19 protein-coding genes and 4 pseudogenes are annotated in these 24,301 nt (G+C 36.9%); 19 read left to right on the top strand and 4 right to left on the bottom strand.

The window, feature by feature from the left end:
- Positions 1-5 precede the first annotated feature (5 nt).
- The 3 genes from E8M05_RS05880 (at position 6) to E8M05_RS05870 (ending at position 4,746) form a co-directional block, all read left to right on the top strand.
- Positions 6-2,549, top strand: coding sequence for a M1 family metallopeptidase (locus tag E8M05_RS05880; RefSeq protein WP_048791038.1), 2,544 nt, complete (start codon positions 6-8; stop codon positions 2,547-2,549).
- Positions 2,550-2,741: 192 nt separating this feature from the next.
- A complete protein-coding gene (locus tag E8M05_RS05875) occupies positions 2,742-3,416 on the top strand; it encodes a response regulator transcription factor (RefSeq protein WP_013851854.1) in 675 nt (224 codons plus the stop codon).
- A complete protein-coding gene (locus E8M05_RS05870) occupies positions 3,406-4,746 on the top strand; it encodes a sensor histidine kinase (protein WP_003064880.1) in 1,341 nt (446 codons plus the stop codon). The genes E8M05_RS05875 and E8M05_RS05870 overlap by 11 nt, the downstream gene beginning before the upstream one ends.
- 115 nt (positions 4,747-4,861) lie before the next feature.
- On the opposite strand, the gene rpsT is transcribed toward E8M05_RS05870, so the two are convergent.
- Entirely contained in the window at positions 4,862-5,113 is a 252-nt protein-coding gene (gene rpsT, locus E8M05_RS05865; protein WP_003064878.1) for a 30S ribosomal protein S20, read from the bottom strand.
- A 74-nt stretch (positions 5,114-5,187) separates the two neighbouring features.
- A complete protein-coding gene (coaA, locus tag E8M05_RS05860; RefSeq protein ID WP_048791039.1) occupies positions 5,188-6,108 on the bottom strand; it encodes a type I pantothenate kinase in 921 nt (306 codons plus the stop codon).
- 115 nt (positions 6,109-6,223) lie between these two features.
- Between coaA and E8M05_RS05855 the strand changes: the two genes are divergently transcribed.
- From E8M05_RS05855 to E8M05_RS05830, 6 genes are all read left to right on the top strand, one after another.
- Positions 6,224-6,817 (top strand): class I SAM-dependent methyltransferase, encoded by a 594-nt coding sequence (locus E8M05_RS05855; RefSeq protein ID WP_048791040.1) that lies wholly within the window; start codon positions 6,224-6,226, stop codon positions 6,815-6,817.
- 455 nt (positions 6,818-7,272) lie between these two features.
- Positions 7,273-7,935, top strand: a complete 663-nt coding sequence (gene deoC, locus E8M05_RS05850) for a deoxyribose-phosphate aldolase (protein ID WP_013851852.1) — start codon at positions 7,273-7,275, stop codon at positions 7,933-7,935.
- A gap of 194 nt (positions 7,936-8,129) precedes the next feature.
- Positions 8,130-9,194 carry a BMP family lipoprotein gene (locus E8M05_RS05845; RefSeq protein WP_003064867.1) on the top strand — a complete coding sequence of 355 codons (1,065 nt, stop codon included), beginning with the start codon at positions 8,130-8,132 and terminating at the stop codon, positions 9,192-9,194.
- A gap of 163 nt (positions 9,195-9,357) precedes the next feature.
- Complete coding sequence (locus E8M05_RS05840) at positions 9,358-10,896, top strand: ABC transporter ATP-binding protein (protein ID WP_041973424.1); 1,539 nt, start codon at positions 9,358-9,360, stop codon at positions 10,894-10,896.
- On the top strand, positions 10,889-11,941 hold the full coding sequence (locus tag E8M05_RS05835) for an ABC transporter permease (RefSeq protein WP_013851851.1): 1,053 nt from the start codon (positions 10,889-10,891) through the stop codon (positions 11,939-11,941). Before E8M05_RS05840 ends, E8M05_RS05835 begins: the two co-directional genes overlap by 8 nt.
- A gap of 1 nt (position 11,942) precedes the next feature.
- Positions 11,943-12,899 (top strand): ABC transporter permease, encoded by a 957-nt coding sequence (locus E8M05_RS05830; RefSeq protein ID WP_003064861.1) that lies wholly within the window; start codon positions 11,943-11,945, stop codon positions 12,897-12,899.
- Positions 12,900-12,963: 64 nt separating this feature from the next.
- On the opposite strand, the pseudogene E8M05_RS05825 reads toward E8M05_RS05830, so the two are convergent.
- A pseudogene (locus E8M05_RS05825) lies at positions 12,964-13,281 on the bottom strand (transposase); the annotation flags it as partial.
- A 163-nt stretch (positions 13,282-13,444) separates the two neighbouring features.
- On the opposite strand from E8M05_RS05825, the pseudogene E8M05_RS05820 reads away from it, so the two are divergent.
- Positions 13,445-13,662, top strand: a pseudogene (locus E8M05_RS05820) (IS3 family transposase); the annotation flags it as partial.
- A 140-nt stretch (positions 13,663-13,802) separates the two neighbouring features.
- Positions 13,803-15,170 (top strand): H2O-forming NADH oxidase, encoded by a 1,368-nt coding sequence (gene nox / locus E8M05_RS05815; RefSeq protein WP_048791194.1) that lies wholly within the window; start codon positions 13,803-13,805, stop codon positions 15,168-15,170.
- Between the two features lie 59 nt (positions 15,171-15,229).
- Here nox and E8M05_RS05810 read toward each other — a convergent pair whose 3' ends face one another.
- Complete coding sequence (locus tag E8M05_RS05810; RefSeq protein ID WP_003064856.1) at positions 15,230-16,219, bottom strand: L-lactate dehydrogenase; 990 nt, start codon at positions 16,217-16,219, stop codon at positions 15,230-15,232.
- Between the two features lie 207 nt (positions 16,220-16,426).
- On the opposite strand from E8M05_RS05810, the gene gyrA reads away from it, so the two are divergent.
- The 8 genes and pseudogenes from gyrA (at position 16,427) to E8M05_RS05770 (ending at position 24,300) form a co-directional block, all read left to right on the top strand.
- On the top strand, positions 16,427-18,883 hold the full coding sequence (gyrA, locus tag E8M05_RS05805; RefSeq protein ID WP_048791193.1) for a DNA gyrase subunit A: 2,457 nt from the start codon (positions 16,427-16,429) through the stop codon (positions 18,881-18,883).
- 1 nt (position 18,884) lies between these two features.
- A complete protein-coding gene (locus E8M05_RS05800) occupies positions 18,885-19,631 on the top strand; it encodes a class A sortase (protein WP_003064852.1) in 747 nt (248 codons plus the stop codon).
- A 50-nt stretch (positions 19,632-19,681) separates the two neighbouring features.
- Positions 19,682-20,095 carry an SMU1112c/YaeR family gloxylase I-like metalloprotein gene (gene gloA2 / locus E8M05_RS05795; RefSeq protein WP_013851848.1) on the top strand — a complete coding sequence of 138 codons (414 nt, stop codon included), beginning with the start codon at positions 19,682-19,684 and terminating at the stop codon, positions 20,093-20,095.
- Positions 20,096-20,202: 107 nt separating this feature from the next.
- Positions 20,203-21,150, top strand: a complete 948-nt coding sequence (locus tag E8M05_RS05790) for a DUF1002 domain-containing protein (protein WP_370695859.1) — start codon at positions 20,203-20,205, stop codon at positions 21,148-21,150.
- A 218-nt stretch (positions 21,151-21,368) separates the two neighbouring features.
- Positions 21,369-21,833 (top strand): annotated as a pseudogene (locus E8M05_RS05785) (divalent metal cation transporter); the annotation flags it as partial.
- Between the two features lie 364 nt (positions 21,834-22,197).
- A pseudogene (locus E8M05_RS11870) lies at positions 22,198-22,443 on the top strand (hypothetical protein); the annotation flags it as partial.
- Between the two features lie 97 nt (positions 22,444-22,540).
- Entirely contained in the window at positions 22,541-23,452 is a 912-nt protein-coding gene (locus E8M05_RS05775) for a conjugal transfer protein (protein WP_061100427.1), read from the top strand.
- Between the two features lie 146 nt (positions 23,453-23,598).
- Complete coding sequence (locus tag E8M05_RS05770) at positions 23,599-24,300, top strand: lantibiotic protection ABC transporter ATP-binding protein (RefSeq protein WP_197417989.1); 702 nt, start codon at positions 23,599-23,601, stop codon at positions 24,298-24,300.
- Position 24,301: the final 1 nt, after the last annotated feature.

The following is a 24,301-nucleotide window of genomic DNA, read 5'->3' as shown; positions in this document are numbered from 1 at the left end:
GTTATATGAAAACTGTAGAACATTTTATTGAAAAGTTTATTCCTGAAAATTATAATATTTTTCTTGATATTAACCGTCAAGAAAAGACTTTTTCAGGTAATGTAGCTATTAGTGGTGAGGCTTTAGATAATGTTATTTCGTTTCACCAAAAAAATTTAATCATTGCTTCTGTCTTATTAGACAATCAAAGTTTGGGGTTTACTATTGATAACAACAACGAAGCTGTTCATGTTGAATTACCAGAAACAGGTATAATGACACTTGTTATTGAGTTTTCTGGTAAGATTACAGATAATATGACAGGTATCTATCCATCATATTACACTGTAAATGATGAAAAAAAAGAAGTTATAGCGACACAATTTGAAAGTCATTTTGCTAGAGAGGCTTTTCCTTGTGTGGATGAACCAGAAGCGAAAGCTACTTTTGATTTAAGTATTAAATTTGATCAAACAGAAGGTGAAATTGTCCTTTCAAACATGCCAGAAGTAGACACAGAACGTCGTAAGGAAACAGGTCTGTGGACTTTTGATACAACGCCTCGTATGTCATCATACCTTCTCGCATTTGCTCTTGGGGATTTGCAAGGTAAAACTGCAAAAACTAAAAATGGCACGGAGGTTGGTGTTTTCTCAACAAAGGCACACGTTCTTAGATCATTAGACTTTGCTTTAGATATTGCTGTTCGTGTCATTGATTTTTACGAAGAATATTATGGTGTTAAGTATCCAATCCCACTTTCATACCATATTGCTCTGCCTGATTTCTCAGCTGGCGCTATGGAAAATTGGGGATTGGTTACTTATCGTGAAGTTTACCTTTTAGTTGACGATAATTCTACTGTTAAGAGTCGTCAAAACGTAGCGCTTGTCATTGCTCATGAACTGGCTCACCAATGGTTTGGTAACCTTGTGACAATGAAATGGTGGGATGATTTATGGCTAAATGAATCATTCGCCAATATGATGGAATACGTTTCTGTTGATGTTATTGAGCCATCATGGAATATTTTTGAAGATTTTCAAACAGCAGGTCTGCCACTAGCACTTCAGCGTGATGCAACTGATGGTGTCCAATCGGTGCATGTTGAAGTTAAGCATCCTGATGAAATCAATACTTTGTTTGACCCAGCCATTGTTTATGCTAAAGGAAGTCGCTTGATGCACATGCTTCGTCGTTGGCTTGGTGATGACGATTTTCGTGCTGGCTTAAAAATTTATTTCAAAAAACACCAATATGGCAATACTATTGGTCGTGACCTTTGGGATGCGTTATCAGAAGCATCTGGAAAAGATGTTGCAGTCTTTATGGATGCTTGGTTAGAACAACCTGGTTATCCTGTTGTGACAGCAGAAGTTGTTGATGACACACTTGTTCTTAGTCAAAAACAATTCTTCATTGGGGAAGCTGTTGATAAAAATCGTATTTGGCCAATTCCACTTAATAGTAATTGGCAAGGACTTCCAGAGACGTTGACTGAAGCCCGTCTTGAAATTCCAAATTACAGCCAATTGGCGATGCAAAACGAAGGAGCTCTTCGTCTCAATACAGAAAATACTGCTCACTACATCACAAATTATAAAGGCGAATTATTGAATGCTGTTCTTGAACAATTGATTGAACTTGATACTGTTTCAAAACTTCAAGTCATCCAAGAACGCCGTTTGCTTGCCGAAAGTGGTGAGATTTCATATGCAGAACTTGTTCCGTTATTGACAAAACTTGCTGATGAAACTTCTTATTTGGTAGCGGAAGCTATTTCACAAGTTGTTGAAGGTTTGGATGTTTTCTTGACAGAAGGAAGCCAAGCTCAAGCACAATTTAAAGCCTTGGTTAGCCACCTCATGCAAAAGAATTACGACCGCCTTGGCTTTGAACCACAAGCAGATGAATCTGACGAAGATGAAATGGTTCGTCAAAATACGATTTCATTGATGTTGTACGCAGACAACGAAGATGCTGTGACAAAAGCGGAAACTATTTTCCATCAATACAAAGATAATATCGAAGCTATTCCAGCTTCAATCCGTCTATCAGTTTTGGCAAATCAAATTAAGCACGCTGAAACAGAAGAACTTGTTTCTCTGTATTTTAATACTTATGTGAAGACTAATGATGGTAATTTCCGTCGTCAGTTAGCTTCTGCTTTATCAAATACAAAATCAGAAGCCACAATTGAACGTATCTTAAGCACTTTGAAGAACAAAGATATCGTGAAACCACAAGACTTAGCAATGAGTTGGTACCGCCCATTCCTTGAAAAAGATTTTGCACAAGGAGCATTCTGGACTTGGGCACGTGAAAACTGGTCTTGGATTCAATCAGCTCTTGGTGGTGACATGAGTTTTGATAAATTTGTTATTTACCCTGCCAATTCATTCAAAACAGCTGAACGTCTTGCAGAGTACAAGGCTTTCTTTGAACCACAACTTGGTGATATGGCAATCAGCCGCAATATTGCAATGGGAATCAAAGAAATCTCTGCTCGCCTCGATTTGATTAGTACAAGTAAGGTAGCTGTTGAAGAAGCGCTTGCAGAAGTTAAATAGAAGCGACATCTGAGTATTTCTCAGATGTTTTTCTTGAATTTTGTTTATGTAATGACAGTATTTTAGATAATCTTAAGTTATATTAGATATGCTTTTTATCAAGAATTGCTATTGAAATTATAAAAGCTATGGTAAATTTTAGACCAAAGCTGTAAGTCATGATATAATGATATAAATATGAGGAGTGTGCGTATGATTAAAATATTATTAGTAGAAGACGATTTGAGTTTATCTAATTCCATTTTTGATTTTTTAGACGATTTTGCTGATGTAATGCAAGTGTTTGATGGCGAGGAAGGTTTGTATGAAGCAGAGAGTGGTGTATATGACCTTATTCTACTTGACCTAATGTTACCTGAGAAAGATGGCTTCCAGGTTCTAAAAGAATTACGAGAAAAGTCTGTATCAACACCTGTACTTATTATGACTGCGAAAGAAAGCCTCGACGATAAAGGACATGGATTTGAGTTGGGAGCTGATGATTATTTAACTAAACCCTTTTACCTTGAGGAATTAAAAATGCGTATCCAAGCTCTTTTGAAACGTTCTGGTAAGTTTAGTGATAATAATTTGTCTTATGGAGAGCTAACTGTTACTACTTCTACTAATACAACAACTATTAATGGTAAAGAAGTGGAAATGCTTGGTAAAGAATTTGACTTGTTGGTTTATTTCTTACAAAATCAAAATGTTATTTTACCAAAATCACAAATTTTTGATCGTATTTGGGGCTTTGATAGTGATACAACGATTTCGGTTGTTGAGGTTTACGTTTCAAAAATTCGAAAAAAACTTAAAGGCACTACTTTTGCTAAAAACCTTCAGACCCTACGGAGTGTAGGTTATATTCTGAAAAATGCTGAATAAATTACAGAAAAAATTATCATCAGGGACATTTTCACATTTCTTTCATTTCTTTGCTGTCTTTACAGGGATTTTTGTCATCATGACAGTGATTATTTTGCAGATTATGCGTTATGGACTTTATTCCTCTGTTGATACGAGTTTGCAAAATGCAGCAGACAATGCTGATGATTATGTCGCGCGAACTATGGAACGTAGTGATACTTTGCAATCGGACGATTCTTCTACGGACGCTTTTTCAGGAGGAACAGGTAGTTCTGGGAAAGCGAAACCTAGTACCGGCGGAGTTGGTCTAAGCAACGTTAGCGTTCTTCTTTATGATGAAGACGGTAAAATTTTAAATGCTTTGGATGCTTTTGTTCAATTTGGAACCTTATCGACAACTTTTGATGAAGATAGTGTCGGTGAAATCAAAGAACAGAAGATTACGACCATTTTTGGTCAAACCGAGAAATATCATGTGTTGGCTGTAAAAGTGAGTAGTAGCGAGTATCCTAGTATAAAATACGCTACTTTCCTTGTTAGTGTTCGTCAGTTAGATGAAGCTAACGAACGATACGTGACAATTACGATTACTGTTATGGTTATTTTCTGGATTATTTCGGTCGTAGCAAGTGTTTATCTTGCCAATTGGACAAGAAAACCAATTATGGAAAGCTATGAAAAACAAAAATCCTTTGTCGAAAATGCTAGTCATGAGTTGCGTACACCGCTTGCTGTTTTGCAGAATCGTTTAGAAAGTCTCTTTAGGCGACCTGATGCTACAATTTTGGACAATAGTGAAAGTATTGCTGCCAGTCTAGACGAAGTTCGAAATATGCGAATTCTGACCACAAATCTGTTAAATTTAGCACGTCGTGACGATGGTTTGAAAGTTGAGTTAGAGGATATTCAACCAGCAACTTTCAATGAAATCTTTGAAAATTACGATATGATTGCTGAAGAAAATGGCAAGACGTTTATCGGACATAATTTGGCAGAGCGACCAATCAAATCAGACCGTACATTGTTAAAACAACTGATGACTATCTTATTTGATAATGCCATAAAATACACCGACGATGATGGTGTCATTGAATTTACTGTTAAAACAACAGATAAACAAACAATTCTGACAGTTGCTGATAACGGCCCAGGGATTAGCGACGCTGATAAAGTTAAGATTTTTGACCGTTTTTATCGTGTGGATAAAGCACGGACACGTCAAAAAGGCGGTTTTGGTCTAGGATTGTCACTTGCTAAGCAAATTGTTGATGTTTTAAAAGGCGATATTCAAGTCAAAGATAACCAACCAAAAGGAACTATTTTTGAAGTTCGTTTTAATCGTCATTAATAAAAAATATAAAGGAAGCTGATAAATTCTCAGCTTCCTTTTTGTTATCTCTAATTTACCAGAAAAAACTATTTTCGAAAAAGAAAAAAACTCCATTTGGAGTTTTCATTGGATATTAGTTAGCCAATTTAGCAGCAAGACGTGCTTTATCGCGGCTAGCTTTGTTTTTGTGAATCAACCCTTTTGATTCAGCTTTATCGATGCTAGAAGAAGCAGCGCGGAAAAGCTCTTCAGATGGGTTAGCTTCGAATGCTTTGATAGCAGAACGCATAGCTGATTTTTGTGCTGAGTTCTTTTCGTTTTGTTTAACGTTAAGTTCAGCGCGTTTGATAGCTGATTTAATATTTGCCAATGTTTTCACCTCCAAATTAATCTAACTACATTATTATATAGAAATTATTGACTTTTGGCAAGTATTAATCACTCTTTCAAAAAAATTACTTATTTTTTCAAATAAATACTATCGATTTTATGATCCACAGTCTTGTGTAAAATTAATTCAGCACGGTTTCGCGTTGGTTCAATGTATTTTTCAAGATTGACTAAATTGATTGTTTTCCAAGTGTTCTTAGCTAAAGCTAAGGCTTCGCTTTTCGACATGTCAACAAAACGGTGATAATAGTTGTTTTTGTCTGCTTTTGCCAATTCTAATAAACTTTCAAAACGTTCCAAATACCATTTTTCGATATTATCATTTTCTGCGTCAATATAAATTGAAAAATCAAAATACCCTGTCATGTACAATCGTTTATTCTTCTGGTTTTGAAAAACGTTGATTCCTTCGACAATCAGAAAATCAGGGGTATCAATCGTTTGTTTTTGGTCAGGAATGATGTCATAAATTTCATGCGAATAAATAGGAATCTCAGCCATCATGCCGTTTTTGACGGTATCAAGGAAATTTAGCAGAAGTTCCATGTTATAACTTTCGGGAAAACCTTTGCGGTCAAGTATATTTCGCTCAATTAAAACATCATTTGGATAAATGAATCCGTCAGTTGTTACCATTTCAACTTTGCTGTCTTTGAAAGTCCGTGATAGGAGAAGCTGCAAAAGGCGGCTAGTCGTTGATTTTCCAACAGCAACTGACCCGGAAATACCAATGATAAACGGGCGTTTACTTACTTCTTTTTTCAGAAAAATACTTTTTGAAAACGAAAGATTCTCTTGAGCATTTTTGTAAATCTGAATTAAGCTAATCAAAGGAAGATAAACCTCAACCACATCTTGAATGCTGATATTGTCGTTCAAACTTTTAATTGATTCCAATTCTTCGGCAGTTAGAAGCGGTTGTATCTTACGATGCAATTCTTGCCAAGTTTTTCGAGAAATATTATCAAAATTAATAAATTCGTTCGTCATACGAAGCTCCTTACAGAGAGGGATATGTGGTCTATTATAGCATTTTAATCCTTAATTGAAAACCGTTACAATTTATGTTAAAATGGAAAAGCATTCTAGGAGGAAATGGTAGAAAATGACAAAGATGTATTATGCAGAAAATCCTGATAGTGCTCATGATATTCATGAGTTGAAGGTTACTCTTTTGGGGCAGCCGTTCACATTTTTAACTGATTCAGGTGTTTTCTCTAAAAAAATGATTGATTATGGCAGCCAAGTGCTTTTGAGTACGTTAGATTTTGAAAAAAGCAAAACACTTTTGGATTTAGGCTGCGGTTATGGTCCACTAGGTATTTCTTTAGCAAAAGTTCAAGGTGTTCAAGCGACTATGGTTGATATTAACAACCGAGCTATTGATTTGGCGCAAAAAAATGCTGAAAAAAACGGTGTTACAGCAAATATTTTTCAATCTAATATCTATGAAAAAGTATCTGGTACTTTTGATTATATTATTAGCAATCCTCCGATTCGTGCAGGAAAACAAGTTGTTCATACGATTATTGCTGATAGTATTAATTATCTTAAGGATGGCGGTCACCTAACAATTGTTATTCAAAAGAAGCAAGGAGCACCAAGTGCTAAAGCGAAGATGGTAGAAATTTTTGGCAATGTTGATATCCTAAAACGTGATAAAGGGTATTATATTTTACGAAGCACAAAAACTGAATAAGTGAATAAAAAATCTTTATTAAATTGAGATGATAAATCTTGTTTAATAAGGATTTTTTATAGATTCCCATAATATCAATACTTGTGACAGATGTCAGTTTCGGCGGTATAATTATGCTTTGAAAAACCACAATATAAAGCGCTTACAAAATGTAAAAATATTATTTCAAATGTTGTAAATTCCTTCCGTTAGGAGCAATTTCATCTCAAAAAGTTCAGAAATGCCGAATGTGACACATGACACAAATGTCATATATAAATCAAAAAACTTGCTGTAATAAGGCTTTCTTTGAAGATAGTGAATTATAAAATCATTTTAATATTTTTTCGGTTTTTGCCATTTTTACTATTTATTAAAAAATCGGCAAAAAGTACTTACATATTTTAAAAAAAATGGTAGAATAAAGAAAGTGTGATTATTAATCAATTGAAAAATTTTTTCGGAAGGAAGTAAAAATGGCTATTAATAGGTATATTGATCATACTTTATTAAAACCTGAAAGCACTCAAACTCAAATTGATAAGCTGATTGCAGAAGCAGTAGAGTATCAGTTTGCTAGCGTTTGTGTTAATCCAACTTGGGTATCGTATGCTGCTAAGGCTTTAAAAGGTACTGAAGTTAATGTTTGTACGGTTATTGGTTTTCCTCTTGGGGCAAACACTAGTAGTGTGAAAGCTTTTGAGACGAAAGATGCTGTTGCTAATGGTGCCGATGAGATCGATATGGTTATCAATATCGGTCAATTAAAATCAGGACAATATGATGCTGTTGAAGCTGATATTCGCGCTGTTGTAGAAGCAAGCGGTGATAAGTTAGTAAAAGTTATCATTGAAACTTGTCTTTTGACAGACGGCGAAAAAGTAAAAGCTTGCCAATTAGCGGTTGCAGCAGGTGCAGATTACGTTAAAACTTCAACTGGTTTTTCAACTGCAGGTGCAAATATCGCCGACGTGACATTGATGCGTAAGACTGTTGGACCAAATATCGGAGTAAAAGCCGCAGGCGGTACACGCTCATATGCAGATGCTGAAGCTTTTATTAAAGCAGGTGCAACACGAATTGGAACTTCTGCAGGTGTAGCGATTGTCAACGGTGAAACTGCTAATAGTAGTTACTAACATTAATAATATTTTTTACGTTATGAGATGGAAGAGAAAAGGGTGGACGGTCGTGATGACGGTCAAGTGGCTTATTACCACAGTCTATAAGGCTTGAAAAAGTCTTATTAAAAGTGTCATTGAGCCACTTGGCTTGATATATATTTAGCAACTGTGTTGCTTAGCTTATAAGTTTTTTAGGAGGTTTCATTTTCATGAACAAGAAAATTGTTGGTCTTGGACTTGCTGCAGTAGCAACATTAGCACTTGGTGCTTGTAGCCGTTCAAATTCATCTAGCTCTAGCTCCGATTCTAGCGTAAAAGCTGCTATTATAACGGATACGGGTGGTGTTGATGATAAATCATTTAACCAATCAGCTTGGGAAGGTTTACAAGCTTGGGGTAAAGAAAATGATTTAACAAAAGATACTGACTACACTTACTTCCAATCAGATAGTGAGTCAGACTATGCAACTAACCTTGATTCAGCTGTTTCAAACGGTTATAACTTGATTTTTGCTATTGGTTACAACCTTCATGATGCAGTTGAAGAAGCTGCCCCAGAAAACAAAGATGTTAACTATGTTATCGTTGACGATACTGTTTCTGATCAAGATAACGTTGAAAGTGTCTTGTTTGCTGATAACGAAGGTGCTTATCTTGCAGGTATCGCAGCTGCTATGCAAACAAAAACAAAACACGTTGGTTTTGTAGGTGGTGTTGAATCAGATACAATCACACGTTTTGAAACTGGTTTCAAAGCAGGTGTAGCATCAGTTGATAGCTCAATCAAAGTTGATGTTCAATACGTTGGTTCTTATTCAGACTCTGCCAAAGGTAAAACAGTCGCCGCTACTATGTATGCAGGTGGTGCAGATGTTATCTACCATGCCGCAGGTGGTTCTGGTACAGGTGTCTTCTCACAAGCCAAAGAAATTAATGAAAAATTAACAGCTGATAGCGACCAAAAAGTTTGGGTAATTGGTGTCGATCGTGACCAATCAGAAGAAGGTGACTACACATCATCTGATAATGTTGATTCTAACTTTGTTTTGACTTCTACAATTAAAGAAGTAGGACAAGTCGTTCAAGATATTTCTAACAAACAACTTAAAGGTGAAAAATTCAACGGAAACACAACAAAAACATACGGTCTTGCAGACGGTGGTGTTGATGTTGTCACAGATAACCTTTCTGATAGCATTAAAGAAGCGCTTGAAACTGCCAAACAAAAAATTATCGATGGTGAAATCACTGTTGATGATGGTTTGAGTGATTAAAAATTATCATTCTTGAAGGAAGCGACCAAATAGGTCGCCTTTTTTCAGGGCTGAGGGAAATAGCAATTTTACCTCAGTTAAGTTCATTAAAAAACTCTTTTTAGAGAATTTAGTGGGCTTAGCTGACCTAAAATTATTAATTATTAGACTGAAAGGATCACATATGACACAAGAAAAAGTCATTGAAATGCGTAAAATTACTAAAAAATTTGGTGATTTTGTAGCTAATGACCATATCAATTTAGAAGTCAAAAAAGGTGAAATCCATGCCCTTCTTGGGGAAAACGGTGCCGGGAAATCGACTTTGATGAATATGCTTGCCGGTCTTTTACAACCAACAAGCGGTGAAATTTTAGTGAAGGGAGAAGTTGCTCGCTTAGATTCACCTTCAAAATCAGCTAAAATGGGAATCGGAATGGTTCACCAGCACTTTATGTTGGTTGAAGCTTTTACAGTGGCTGAAAATATTATTTTAGGTAACGAGGTAACCAAAAAAGGTGGGATTCTTAATCTAAAAAAAGCAACTGAAGAAATCAAAGAGCTATCTGAAAGATACGGTCTAGCAGTTGATCCGTCAGCTAAAATTTCAGATATTACTGTTGGAGCACAACAACGTGTTGAAATTTTAAAAACACTTTATCGTGGTGCCGATATCATTATCTTTGACGAACCAACAGCTGTTTTAACACCTTCTGAAATCGCTGAATTACTTGATATTATGCGTAACTTGGTTAAAGAAGGAAAATCTATCATCTTAATCACGCATAAATTGGATGAAATTCGTGCCGTTGCTGACAGGGTCACAGTTATTCGTCACGGAAAATCTATTCAAACAGTACCAGTTGCTGATTCAACAAGTGAAGAATTAGCAGAGATGATGGTTGGACGTGCTGTCTCGTTTAAAACCGAAAAAATTCCTGCTAATCCAAAAGATGTTGTTCTTTCCGTTAAGGATTTAGTTGTTAACGAAAATCGTGGTGTTCCTGCGGTCAAAGAACTTTCTCTGGATGTCCGTGCAGGTGAGATTGTTGGTATTGCTGGTATCGATGGTAATGGGCAAAGTGAACTTGTTGAAGCAATCACTGGTCTTCGTAAGGTCGAATCAGGTAACGTCATCATTAAAGGCGTGGACATGACAAATGAACGCCCTCGTAAGATTACGGAGTTAGGCGTTGGTCATGTTCCTGAAGATCGTCATCGTGATGGTATGGTTCTAGATATGACAATTGCTGAGAATATCGCTCTTCAAACATACTATAAAGAACCATTTAGTAAACACGGTTTCATGAACTATAATAAATTAAACGAACATGCCCGTGAGTTGATGGCAGAATTTGATGTCCGCGCTGCTAGTGAATTGGTAGCAGGCGGTGCGCTTTCTGGTGGTAACCAACAAAAAGCAGTTATCGCTCGTGAAATTGATCGTAACCCAGATTTATTGATTGTTAGCCAACCAACACGTGGACTAGATGTTGGTGCGATTGAATATATTCGCAAACGTCTTGTCGCTGAGCGTGATAAAGGAAAAGCTGTACTCGTTATTAGTTTTGAATTAGATGAAATCCTTGATGTTTCCGACCGTATTGCCGTTATTCATGATGGTAAAATTCAAGGTATCTTAGACGCTGCCCAAACCAATAAACAAGAACTTGGTATTTTAATGGCTGGCGGAAAAGTGAAAAAGGAGGATGCTAATGTCTAAGAAAACACAAAAATGGGCTGTTCCTTTAATTGCCGTTGTTCTCGGTATGTTATTAGGGGCAATCCTCATGCTTTGCTTTGGTTATAATCCTCTTTGGGGGTATAACGACCTACTTTATACTGCATTTGGTTCTATTAAAAATATTGGTGAAATCTTCCGTGCCATGGGTCCGCTTATCTTAATCGCTCTTGGTTTCTCGGTTGCTTCAAAAGCTGGTTTCTTCAACGTTGGACTTCCGGGTCAAGCTTTAATCGGTTGGGTAATGTCAGTGTGGTTCGCACTTTCTTTCCCTGATTTACCAAAACCAATTTCAGTGATTTGTACTATTGTTGTTGGACTTGTTGCTGGTGGTATTGCTGGTGCAATTCCTGGTATTTTACGTGCATTCCTTGGAACAAGTGAAGTTATTGTCACAATTATGATGAACTATATCATCTTGTATTCAACACAGTACCTTATCCAAAATGTTTTTCCTGACAATATCATGCGTACAACAGAAGCAACTATCAAAGTTTCTGAAAATGCCTCTTATCAGACAGAATGGCTCTCAGCACTAACAAACAATTCACGTATGAATATTGGTATTTTCATCGCTTTTATCGCTGTTATTATCATCTGGTTTATGATGAAGAAAACAACACTTGGCTACGAAATCACATCTGTTGGTATTAACCCACATGCAGCAGAATACGCTGGTATGTCTGCTAAACGCCTAATTATCATTTCAATGATTATCTCAGGAGCACTTGCTGGTCTTGGTGGAACAGTAGAAGGTCTAGGAACATTTGAAAATGTTTATTCTCAAACAAGTTCATTAAGCATTGGTTGGGATGGTATGGCGGTTTCGCTTCTTGCGGTTAATAATGCTATTGGTATTCCATTTGCTGCGTTCTTGTATGCTGTTCTTTCAATTGGTAAAACAGGTATGATTGGTATTCCGTCAGAAGTTATTGATGTTGTTTCTGCTTTCATTATTTTCTTCGTTGGAGCAGATTATATGATCCGTCATTTTCTTAAAACTAAAAAAATAGAAGGAGGAAAGTAAAATGAGTTTTACAACAATGTTAGCCCTATTAGTTTCTTCCATGTTAATCTATTCTGCACCTTTAATTTTTACTAGTATCGGCGGAACTTTCTCTGAACGTGCCGGTGTTGTAAATGTGGGACTTGAAGGTATTATGGTCATGGGGGCATTTTCTGGTGTTCTCTTTAACCTTAGCTTTTCAGAGGTTTTCGGCAATGCTACACCATGGGTTGCCTCAATCGTTGCTGGATTCGTCGGTTTGCTTTACTCACTAATCCACGCTGTCGCAACAATTAATTTTCGAGCAGACCACGTTGTTTCTGGGACTGTATTGAATTTGATTGCCCCTTCATTTGCAGTCTTTCTATGTCGTTACCTTTTTGGTAAAGGACAGACGGATACCATCTCAGAGACATTCGGACGTTTTTCATTCCCAATTTTGAAAGATATCCCAGTTATTGGACAAATTTTCTTTAACAATACATCATTAGTTGCCTACGTTGCAATTTTAGTATCGTTTATTTCATGGTTTATCATTTTCAAAACACGTTTTGGACTTCGCTTGCGTTCTGTTGGTGAACATCCACAAGCTGCTGATACGCTTGGAATCAATGTCTATCTTATGCGTTATGCTGGAGTTATGATTTCAGGTTTCTTTGGTGGTATCGGAGGCGCTGTTTACGCGCAAACAATCTCTAATAACTTTGCGGTCACAACAATTGCTGGTCCAGGTTTCATTGCTTTGGCTGCTATGATTTTTGGTCGTTGGAATCCAATCGGTGCAATGCTTTCGAGTTTGTTCTTTGGTTTGTCACAGTCACTTGCGATTATCGGTGCACAATTGCCACTCTTCTCAAGTATTCCATCTGTTTACCTAAAGGTAGCACCATACGTTTTGACAATTGTTGTTTTGGCTGCCTTCTTTGGTAAAGCAGTAGCACCTAAGGCTGATGGTGTTAACTATATTAAATCTAAATAAAGTAAAAATAAGCTGGTAAAACCAGCTTATTTCGGCTTCTTGTCAATCGTAATGGGGGTCAAAGTTAAGCTCTAGCGAGAACAGATATTGTTCTCGCTTTTTTGATGTTTAAAGCGAGGTAAATGCGTTTTTTAAAGTTATTAAAGTGCCTATAACCAAAAGCATTGCGTTTAATATTTTTGATGAGCTTGTTGGTTGCTTCAAGTTTGGCGTTAGTAATGTATTTCTTATAGTGAATGAAAGTTGTTAGTGCTGTTTTAAAAGAGTGGTTGTGTTGAGGTAAGGTTTCCTCAATTAATCCAAAGAATTGTTCGGTATTCTTTTCTTGTAAGTGAAAAAGGAGTAATTGATAAAGGTTGTAGTAATTTTTTAGTTGTGGAATGTGTTGAATCAACACTACACTAGACAGAAATTATAAAGTGCTCTACATTAAATAAAATAGGCAAATACCATGTCTAGAAAAATTCGCCGTCATTTCACAGATAACTTGAATTGCTTACACAATTCTTCACTACGAGCAAGGGTGGTAATATCAGCACTAGTCTTTAGCATCCAAAGGGATTCGTCCAACTATGTCACGCAAGGGAAATAGCCCGGACAACGGCATGATGGAGTCCTTCTTTGACAGCTTAAAGTACAGTTATGAAAAGTCTTTTAAGTCGCTGGATAATCTGGAGGAACAAGCAACTCCAGATTATATTTTTATAACAACAATAAACGTATTAAGGCCAAACTTAACTTTGTACAATATAGAACTAAATCCTTATCAAAATTAATAGTCCGACTTTTGGGATGTAGTTCATTCAAAAGCCATCTTATTTTTTATAATCAAATTATTTGTAAGCGTTTTATAAATATGGTATATTAATCATGTTAAATTTAATTAGTTAGAGGTTATTTTCTATGAGTAAAATTGTTGTTATTGGAGCAAATCATGCTGGTACAGCTTGCATAAAGACAATGTTAACCAATTATGGTACTGAAAATGAAGTAGTTGTTTTTGACCAAAATTCAAATATTTCATTTCTCGGTTGTGGTATGGCATTATGGATTGGTGAACAAATCGCTGGACCTGAAGGATTATTCTATTCAGACAAGGATGAATTAGAACAACTTGGCGCTAAGGTTTATATGAATTCTCCTGTGGAATCGATTGATTATGATAAAAAAGAAATCACAGCACTTGTTGATGGGCAAAAACATTTTGAAACATATGATAAATTGATTTTTGCAACAGGCTCACAGCCAATCATCCCACCAATTAAGGGTGTTAGCATGAAAGAAGACTCGCTTGAATTTGAATCAAAACTCGAAAATGTTCAATTTGTTAAACTTTACCAAAATGCTGAAGATGTCATCGAGAAATTGAAAGAGAAAGATATTTCTCGTGTAGCTGTTGTAGGAGCAGGTTATATCGGTGTTGAGTTGGCAGAGGCTTTCCAACGCAAAGGAAAAGAAGTAACGCTTATTGACGTTGCAGAGACTTGTTTAGCTGGGTATTATGACCGCGATTTGAGTGATGCAATGGCAAATAATTTGCAAGAACATGGCATTCATTTAGCATTTGGAGAAGCTGTGCAGGAAATTGTTGGTAAAACAAAAGTGGAAAAAATCATTACTGATAAATCAGAATACGATGTCGATATGGTTATTCTAGCAGTTGGTTTCCGTCCTAATACAGCATTGGCTCAAGATAAAATTAAATTGTTCCCAAATGGAGCCTTTTTAGTTGATAAATACCAAGAAACAAGTATGTCTGGTGTCTATGCTATCGGGGATTGTGCTACGATTTATAACAATGCGACACAATCAACAGACTATATCGCCCTTGCTTCAAACGCTGTCCGTACAGGGATTGTTGCCGCACACAACGCTTGCGGTCATAAGTTAGAAGGAGCAGGTGTTCAAGGTTCAAATGGTATTTCAATTTATGGATTGAATATGGTTTCGACAGGATTGACTTTAGAAAAGGCAAAAGCCAAAGGTTTCGATGCTCTTGAAGTCGAGTATGTAGATAATCAAAAGCCGGAATTTATTCAAAAAGATAATTTTCAAGTTACTCTAAAAATTGTTTATGATAAAACATCACGTGTCATTCTTGGTGCACAAATAATGGCGAAAAAAGACATTTCAATGGGGATTCACTTGTTCTCACTTGCTATCCAAGAACAAGTGACGATTGATAAACTTGCTTTAACAGACTTATTCTTCCTACCGCATTTCAACAAACCATACAATTATATTACAATGGCAGCGTTAAATGCGAAATAAGTGGAGTACAAAAAAGCTATCCTGATTCAGGATAGCTTTTAGTGTGCTAAAAACTAAAATTAGTTTTTAGCTGCAGAAGCAAATTCTTCTTTAGAGAAAGCTTCGTCGATGATAGCTTTCAATTCTTTAGCAGAAGCTTCCATTTTTTGTTGTTCAGCGTCATTCAAAGGAATATTAACTGGACGAACGATACCATGAGCACCAACGATAGCTGGTTGACCGATGTAGCAGTCAGTTACGCCAGGGTATTGACCTTCTTGGAATACAGAAAGTGGAAGAACTGCATTTTCGTCATTAAGGATTGCTTTAGTGATACGAGCAAGCGCAACAGCGATACCATAGAATGTAGCACCTTTTTTGTTGATGATTGAGTAAGCAGCATCACGAACACCTTCGAAAAGTTCAACCAATTCAGCTTCGTTAACGTTTTGAACATCTTTTAGGTAGTTTTCAAGGTTTACACCTGCAACGTTAGCGTGTGACCAAACTGCAAACTCTGAGTCACCGTGTTCACCCATGATGTATGCGTGAACTGAACGTGCATCAACATCAAGTTTTTCAGCCAATGCTTGACGGAAACGAGCTGAGTCAAGTGAAGTACCTGAACCAATAACGCGTTCTTTAGGGAAGCCAGAGAATTTCCATGTAGAGTAAGTCAAAACGTCAACTGGGTTAGCAGCGACTAAGAAAATTCCGTTGAAACCAGATTTAACAACTTCAGTTACGATTGATTTGTTGATAGCAAGGTTTTTACCAACAAGGTCAAGACGAGTTTCACCTGGTTTTTGAGGTGCACCAGCAGTGATAACAACAAGGTCAGCATCTGCACAGTCTTCGTATTTAGCAGCATAGATTTTTTTAGGTGAAGTGAAAGCAAGAGCGTGGCTAAGGTCTTCAGCATCCCCAACAGCTTTGTCGAACAATTGTGGGATTTCGATGATACCAAGTTCTTGTGCGATTCCTTGGTTTACAAGTGCGAATGCGTAAGATGAACCTACGGCACCGTCACCAACAAGGATAACTTTTTTGTGTTGTTTAGTTGCAGTCATTTATCTAAACATCTCCTTAATTTTTTTAGGGACTCTCGCCCATACGATAATATTTTAACACGTTAAGTAAGATATGTCACGAACTAAATTGTAAAAACTTTGAAAAAAACAAGAAAGCAAGTGATTCTGGCGAAAAAGCGCTATTTTTGCCAAAAATGTGGTATAATGAAGTAGAGTTTTACACTAGAAAAGGAGTGTTTTTCCTTAATGCAGGATAAGAATTTAATTGACGTAAATCTGACTTCAGAAATGAAGACAAGCTTTATTGATTACGCCATGTCTGTTATTGTCGCTCGTGCGCTTCCGGATGTACGCGATGGATTAAAACCAGTTCATCGTCGTATTTTATATGGAATGAATGAGCTCGGTGTGACACCAGACAAACCTCATAAGAAATCTGCGCGTATCACTGGGGATGTTATGGGTAAATATCACCCACATGGCGATTCGTCTATTTATGAAGCCATGGTTCGTATGGCACAGTGGTGGAGCTATCGTCATATGCTTGTTGATGGGCACGGGAACTTCGGTTCTATGGATGGTGACGGTGCTGCTGCTCAGCGTTATACAGAAGCACGCATGAGCAAAATTGCTCTTGAAATGCTTCGTGATATTAACAAAAATACCGTTGACTTTCAAGATAACTACGATGGTAGTGAGCGCGAGCCGCTTGTTTTGCCGTCACGTTTTCCAAACTTGCTTGTTAATGGCGCTACAGGGATTGCTGTTGGTATGGCAACGAATATCCCACCGCACAACTTAGGAGAGTCTATTGATGCCGTCAAGCTGGTTATGGATAACCCTGACGTAACAACACGTGAACTAATGGAGGTCTTGCCTGGTCCTGACTTTCCAACAGGTGCACTTGTTATGGGAAAATCTGGTATTCGTAAAGCTTACGAAACAGGTAAAGGATCAATCGTTTTACGTTCTCGCACTGAAATTGAAACAACTAAGAGTGGACGCGAACGTATCGTTGTCACAGAATTCCCATACGGTGTTAACAAGACGAAAGTACATGAACACATTGTTCGCTTAGCGCAAGAAAAACGTATTGAAGGAATTACAGCTGTTCGTGATGAATCAAGCCGTGAAGGTATTCGTTTCGTCATCGAAGTACGCCGCGATGCCTCAGCAAATGTTATCTTAAATAACTTGTTTAAATTAACCAGTTTACAAACAAACTTTAGCTTTAATATGCTCGCTATTGAAAATGGTGTACCAAAGATTCTTTCTTTAAAACAAATCATTGTTGATTATATTGAACATCAAAAAGAAGTTATTGTTCGTCGTACAGAATTTGATAAAGCTAAGGCTGAAAAACGCGCTCACATCTTAGAAGGGTTGCTGGTTGCACTTGATCACCTTGATGAGGTTATCAGCATTATCCGAAACAGTGAAACAGATGTGATTGCCCAAGGTGAATTGATGAGCCGTTTTGATTTGTCTGAACGTCAAAGCCAAGCTATCCTTGATATGCGTCTTCGTCGTTTGACAGGTTTGGAACGTGAAAAAATCCAAGCTGAATATGATGATTTGCTTGCTTTAATTGCTGATTTGGCTGATATTTTAGCAAAACCAGAACGTGTTGTCGCGATCATCAAAGAAGAAATGGATGACATCAAGCGTAAGTATGCTGACCCACGTCGTACAGAATTGATGGTTGGGGAAGTTCTTTCTCTTGAAGATGAAGACTTGATTGAAGAAGAAGACGTTCTTATTACTCTTTCAAATAAAGGGTATATTAAACGTTTGGCGCAAGATGAATTTCGTGCCCAAAAACGTGGTGGACGTGGTGTTCAAGGTACTGGTGTTAATGATGATGATTTTGTTCGTGAATTGGTATCCACAAGTACCCACGACCATGTTTATTTTATGACAAACAAAGGTCGCGTTTATCGCTTGAAAGCTTATGAAATCCCAGAATATGGACGTACAGCCAAAGGATTGCCAATTGTTAACCTTTTGAAATTAGATGAAGGTGAAATCGTTCAGACAATCATTAGTCAGTCTGGGCATGATGACAAAGAAAGTTATCTTTTCTTCGTTACGCGTCAAGGTGTTGTTAAACGTACCCTAGAATCTGAATTTAGCAATATTCGCCAAAATGGACTAAAAGCCCTTAATCTTAAAGATGGTGATGAATTAATCAACGTTATCAGAACAAATGGTAACAACGATATTATTATCGGTACTAAAACTGGTTACAGCGTTCGTTTCAATGAGTCTGCCGTGCGTAGCATGAGCCGTTCTGCTACAGGTGTTCGTGGTGTCAATCTTCGTGAAGGTGATGAAGTGGTCGGAGCTTCACGTATTTCAGATGACCAAGAAGTACTTGTTATTACGGAAAAAGGTTACGGAAAACGTACATTAGCTTCAGAATACCCAACCAAAGGTCGTGGTGGTAAAGGTATTAAGACTGCAAATATTGCTGAAAAGAATGGCCAGTTAGCAGGCTTAGCAACCGTGAATGGCGATGAAGATATTATGGTTATTACTGACACAGGGGTTATTATTCGTACAAATGTTGCTAGTATCTCACAAACAGGTCGTGCCACATTAGGTGTAAAAATCATGAAACTTGACCAAGACGCTAAACTTATGACGTTTGCACTTGTTGAGCCAGAAGAAGAGGAAGAAAAAACTGGAGAAGACCTAGAGTAATATGGTAAAAAAAGAGAAAAAAACATATCGGTTCTGGAACACTCTTAGATTGTTTTTATGTTTGCTTTTATTGGTTGTTGGCATAGCTTTGATTTTTCACAAATCTATTTGTAATTTTTTGATTGGTCAAGAGTCAAATCATTATCAAATCACTAAAGTTTCTAAAAAGAAAATCAAGGAAAATGAGAGTGCTGATGTTACTTATGATTTTTCATCAGTAGAACCCGTTTCCACTCAATCTGTTTTAAAAGCTCAGGCAAATAGTGCTAATCTGCCCGTTATTGGTGGCATAGCAGTGCCAGATGTTGGTATTAATTTGCCAATTTTTAAAGGACTAGGAAATACAGAATTATCCTATGGAGCTGGAACAATGAAAGAAAACCAAGTCATGGGTGGTGAAAATAATTACGCTCTAGCTAGTCATCACGTATTTGGCTTGGTTGGTTCTTCCAAAATGCTTTTTTCTCCTCTAGAAAACGCAAAAGTGGGAATGAAAATTTATTTAACAGATAAATCAACCATTTACACTTATGTGATTACAGAGGTTGAATCAGTTACCCCAGATCGTTCAGAGGTTATCAACGACGTTCCTGGACAATCTCAAGTGACACTTGTTACTTGCATGGACCAAGAAGCAACTGAACGTATTGTCGTTAAAGGAAACCTTGAATCTTCCGTGGCTTATAACGAGGCATCAGATGATATTCTTGAAGCATTTGAGTATTCCTATAATCAAATGACATTTTAAGGTAAAAGTTGGGACAACCCCAGCTTTTATTTCTTGTTAAGGAGAAAATAATGAAATTAAATGCAGTTCACCATGTCGCACTCATTGTCTCTGACTATGAAAAATCACGTGATTTTTACGTCAATAAACTAGGTTTTGAGATTATTCGTGAAAATCATAGACCAGAGCGCCACGATTACAAACTTGATTTAAAATGTGGAACGATTGAATTAGAGATTTTTGGAAATAAGCTTAGTGATCCATATTATGTTGCACCGCCAAAACGTGTTGGGCAACCTAAGTATCATATGGAGGCTTGTGGGCTACGTCATTTGGCTTTTTATGTTAATGATGTTGACGCTTACAAAGCTGAGTTGGAAAGCAAGGGAATTTATGTTCAACCTGTTCGCTATGATGATTATACAGGTAAGAAAATGACCTTCTTTTTCGACCCGGATGGTTTGCCACTAGAATTACATGAGTAGTTTAGCGTGAAATAAAACAGTTTTTTCAGACTGAATTCTCAATAAATGGTATAATAAGGTCTCTAAGAGAAAGGAAAATGATTAAGATGAAATTTAAAAAGACATTGATGACTTGTGCTTTAGCAGCTTTATCTATTATCACTGTTAACAGCGTTCAAGCATCAAGTAACTCTGTTCAGGATGTTATTGATGAAACTTATGTTCAACCCGACTATGTTTTAGGATACTCTTTGTCAGATGACCAACGCTCACAAACGCTAGCTTTGTTAGGGTATGACAGTTCAAAGGATACAAGTGTTAAGACCATTACAACAAGTGCCTATGCTAATATTATGAACGTTGCAGACGATTCTAGCTTGCAATTGTATTCATCTGTTAAAATTCAAAAATTAGGTTCTTCAGAAACATTGACGGTTAATATTGTCACACCAGAGAATATTACAAAAGTTACCGAAGATATGTATCGAAATGCAGCTGTTACATTAGGAATTGAGCATGCAGCTATTACAGTAGCTTCGCCAATCGCTGTTACAGGTGAGTCAGCGTTAGCTGGAATTTATTATTCTTTAGAAGAAAATGGTGTTGATGTTTCTGATGAAAGCAAAGAATTAGCTCAAGAAGAGTTAGAAGCTCTATCGACTATCAATTCTGAGAATCAAGGAACAGACGGTTATGATGCTGACAAGTTGAACGTTGCCTTAACCGACATTAAATCAGCCGTTGCAGATGCTGGTGATGGCGTTTCAAAAGAAGATGTTCGTAAAATCGTTGAAGAAACCCTTGATAATTATGAGCTAAAAGATGTTTTGTCAAGTGACCAAATTACCTTGATTGTTAACTTTGCTTTTAATCTTTCAAAATCAAGTATCATTGATAGCAGTAGTTTTAAATCGACACTTGCCTCTTTGAAAGATAGCATTGTTTCAAATGCAAGTTCAACATTTAAAGGAATTAATCTTAATTTTGATGCCACAAACGCTTTGGAATCAAGCAAAGGCTTCCTAGCGAACATTTGGCAAGCAATTGTTAATTTCTTTAAAAATCTATTTAACTAAGCTGTAAATTTATGATTTTCCTCGCTTTGAAAAGCGGGGATTTTTAATACTCATTTTTTTCAAACTTTTTCCTAAAATAAGGTTGACTTTCTGATAGGTAAGTTGTAAAATTGCGTTTACACAAGTCGGGATTATCTGAATATTGAAAACCTTATTTAGAAAAAGGTCTGTTTTATGACTGAAAATATAGAACAACAATCGAATTGGCGAACTAAGCAAAAAGCGCTTCAGCAGCTTACATTGCTCAATCTATCAATATGTACGCTTCTGTTCTTGGCGAATGGTCTCGTTTCTTGATTACGCTTATTGCTTTCCTATGTATTTTCGGAACGGTTATCACAGTTATTGACGGATATTCACTTGCGAATAACGAAGCGCTCCGTCTACTTCTTGACAAAAAGGAAGCTTCTCAAAAAGTACTTTATGGTTGGATGACATTGACAGCAGTTATTGGATTGGTCATTGTTTATCTTTTTGCTGGTAATGTTGCAACAATGCTTCGTTTTGCAATGATTGCATCATTCATCACAACGCCATTCTTTGCTTATCTTAATTATTCATTAGTAAATAACAAAGAACATCAAGTTAAACCTCGACTTAAAAGGTTATCAATCATCGGTCTTATTTATCTATTTGGTTTTACTTTATTGTTTATCATCGCATGGCTAACTGCTAACTGCTAACATCTAACCTTGGTTCTTTAGCTATTTATATATTTGACTACCTCATAATAATGGGGGACTTTTTATTTTAAAATCAATATAATTAAGTATTTTCTTAAACTATCCAACAAAAACATTTATTTTAAGGCATATTTAAGGGTTTTGAGCTATTGAAATACTACTAATTTACTACTGCGGATTGAGCTTTGATATATGAGATTGCCCCGAATATGCGGACTTATGACAAAACACATTAGTATTGAAACAAGAAAAAATTGAATAACTTATAGACTATGGAACGCCTAAAATGACGTTCCTTTTCTATTTCCAGCCGTTCTTGTTGGACGGCTATTTTATTACCAAAAACGAAAGGAACATTAGATTTATGAAAAAGATGTTAAAACGGTTGTGTACGGGCTTCTTAGCTCTTGCAACTGTCGTTACTGCTTTACCAACTACATCCGTCCATGCAGAAAGCAAGTAATACTGGACGGAAAGTGCAGAGCGTGTCGGTATCATTGAAAAGGTAATGAATGACGGTTCTATCGGTTCTACATTCAATGAGGGCATGATGAAAGTTGAGGGCGAAACTGCTTATTGTATTGACATTAACACAGATTTTAAGAATGGTTGAAGCTGTGGCTGGTGCAGTAGTTGGAAGTGCCGTTACTGGCAACAGCACTTAATCGGTGCAGGACGAGTAAAATAATAGAAAGGACTTGAAAAATATGTTTAAGAAGAATAAGAAACAGACAGAAACTATCAAAGAACCGAAAGAAAAAAAGGTGCGTACCGTCAAGGTAGGCACACATCAGAAAACCGTGATTGCGTTGTGGGTGGTGCTTATCGCAAGCGTAAGCTTTGGGGTATATAAGAACTTTACCGCTATCGACCAGCACACGACCCATGAAAAAGAAATCATTGAACTTCGCTTGCAGGACACCAACGGGATAGAAAATTTCGTGAAGAACTTTGCAAAGTCCTATTATACATGGAATAACAGCAAAGAAGCGATTGAAGCAAGGACGCAGACAATCAACAGTTATTTGACAAAGGAATTGCAGGACTTGAATGTTGATACAATTCGAACCGATATACCGACCAGCTCTACGGTTACAGATGTGATTGTATGGAGTATTGAACAGTCGGGGACGGACACTTTTTCTGCTACCTACGAAGTAGATCAGCAGATAAAAGAGGGAGAACAGACAAGCAATGTCAAGGCAACCTATACGGTAAAAGTCCATGTGGACGCTGACGGGGATATGGTAATTGTTCAGAACCCTACCCTTGCACCAGCAATCGAAAAATCAGACTATGAGCCTAAAACACCAGAAGCAGACGCAAGCGTGGACGCTGATACCGCAAATGACGCTACCGCATTTCTGGAAACATTCTTTAAGTTGTACCCGACAGCCACAGAAAAAGAGCTTGCCTATTATGTATCGGAAAATGTGCTTGAACCTATCGGCAGGGACTACCTTTATTCTGAATTGGTAAACCCTATCTTTACAAAGGACGGGGGCAATGTGAAAGTCAAGGTTGCCGTAAAATTCCTTGATAATCAGACAAAGGCAACGCAGGTATCGCAGTTTGAGCTAGTGCTACATAAAGATAATAACTGGAAGATTGTAGGGTAAACAATAAAATGCCGTAGCTGTATTTTACATTTAATGCGAGTTACATGCTACAGCTGGATTAAAATAAATTCTTATCAAATCTTTATGAAATCTTCAAATTTGCTTTTTATACTTTAACCAAACATAAGGAAAGGATATAAACAATTATGAAAGAAATTTTAAAAACAGACAATTTATGTAAGGATTTCAAAAAGCAAAAGGCAGTAAATAATGTATCTATAACTGTTCGTGAAAACTCAATATATGGGTTACTCGGTCCAAATGGTGCTGGAAAATCTACCACTTTGAAAATGATTACAGGTATGCTTCGTCCTACTAGTGGAAAAGTTCTTTTTAATGGGCACGACTGGAATAGAAAAGATTTAGAACAAATAGGGGCTTTGATTGAAACACCACCACTTTATGACAATCTTTCCGCGGTAGAAAATTTAGAAGTCCGTGCAAAGTTACTCAATGTTCCTAAAGCCCGAATAAATGAAGTTTTGGAAATAGTTGATTTGCAGAATACGGGAAGAAAAAAAGCAGGACAATTTTCAATGGGAATGAAGCAACGTTTAGGAATAGCTATTGCTTTGTTAAACAATCCTAAATTATTGATTTTAGACGAACCAACAAATGGTTTAGACCCTATCGGTATACAAGAATTACGTTCTCTTATTCGTTCTTTTCCCTCTCAAGGGATTACCGTTATTCTATCCAGTCATATTTTATCAGAGGTACAGCTTATTGCTGATGATATTGGCATTATTTCAAATGGTATTTTAGGATATGAGGGACAGATGAATAAAGATGAAAATTTAGAAAACTTGTTCATAGAAGTTGTAAGAAAATCGCAGGAGGGACGATAAT

The organism is Streptococcus pasteurianus (assembly GCF_004843545.1).
Taxonomy (GTDB): domain Bacteria; phylum Bacillota; class Bacilli; order Lactobacillales; family Streptococcaceae; genus Streptococcus; species Streptococcus pasteurianus.
Note: the sequence above shows the minus strand (reverse complement) of the source record. Positions and strands in the feature narration are given on the sequence as shown.

Coding starts and splice junctions, on each gene's coding strand:
- nox (WP_048791194.1), top strand. CDS start 13,803: ATGAGTAAAATTGTTGTTATTGGAGCAAATCATGCTGGTACAGCTTGC.
- gyrA (WP_048791193.1), top strand. CDS start 16,427: ATGCAGGATAAGAATTTAATTGACGTAAATCTGACTTCAGAAATGAAG.
- E8M05_RS05875 (WP_013851854.1), top strand. CDS start 2,742: ATGATTAAAATATTATTAGTAGAAGACGATTTGAGTTTATCTAATTCC.
- E8M05_RS05835 (WP_013851851.1), top strand. CDS start 10,889: ATGTCTAAGAAAACACAAAAATGGGCTGTTCCTTTAATTGCCGTTGTT.
- E8M05_RS05810 (WP_003064856.1), bottom strand. CDS start 16,219: ATGACTGCAACTAAACAACACAAAAAAGTTATCCTTGTTGGTGACGGT.
- E8M05_RS05840 (WP_041973424.1), top strand. CDS start 9,358: ATGACACAAGAAAAAGTCATTGAAATGCGTAAAATTACTAAAAAATTT.
- gloA2 (WP_013851848.1), top strand. CDS start 19,682: ATGAAATTAAATGCAGTTCACCATGTCGCACTCATTGTCTCTGACTAT.
- E8M05_RS05800 (WP_003064852.1), top strand. CDS start 18,885: ATGGTAAAAAAAGAGAAAAAAACATATCGGTTCTGGAACACTCTTAGA.
- E8M05_RS05830 (WP_003064861.1), top strand. CDS start 11,943: ATGAGTTTTACAACAATGTTAGCCCTATTAGTTTCTTCCATGTTAATC.
- E8M05_RS05870 (WP_003064880.1), top strand. CDS start 3,406: ATGCTGAATAAATTACAGAAAAAATTATCATCAGGGACATTTTCACAT.
- E8M05_RS05845 (WP_003064867.1), top strand. CDS start 8,130: ATGAACAAGAAAATTGTTGGTCTTGGACTTGCTGCAGTAGCAACATTA.
- E8M05_RS05880 (WP_048791038.1), top strand. CDS start 6: ATGAAAACTGTAGAACATTTTATTGAAAAGTTTATTCCTGAAAATTAT.
- E8M05_RS05770 (WP_197417989.1), top strand. CDS start 23,599: ATGAAAGAAATTTTAAAAACAGACAATTTATGTAAGGATTTCAAAAAG.
- E8M05_RS05855 (WP_048791040.1), top strand. CDS start 6,224: ATGACAAAGATGTATTATGCAGAAAATCCTGATAGTGCTCATGATATT.
- coaA (WP_048791039.1), bottom strand. CDS start 6,108: ATGACGAACGAATTTATTAATTTTGATAATATTTCTCGAAAAACTTGG.
- E8M05_RS05775 (WP_061100427.1), top strand. CDS start 22,541: ATGTTTAAGAAGAATAAGAAACAGACAGAAACTATCAAAGAACCGAAA.
- E8M05_RS05790 (WP_370695859.1), top strand. CDS start 20,203: ATGACTTGTGCTTTAGCAGCTTTATCTATTATCACTGTTAACAGCGTT.
- deoC (WP_013851852.1), top strand. CDS start 7,273: ATGGCTATTAATAGGTATATTGATCATACTTTATTAAAACCTGAAAGC.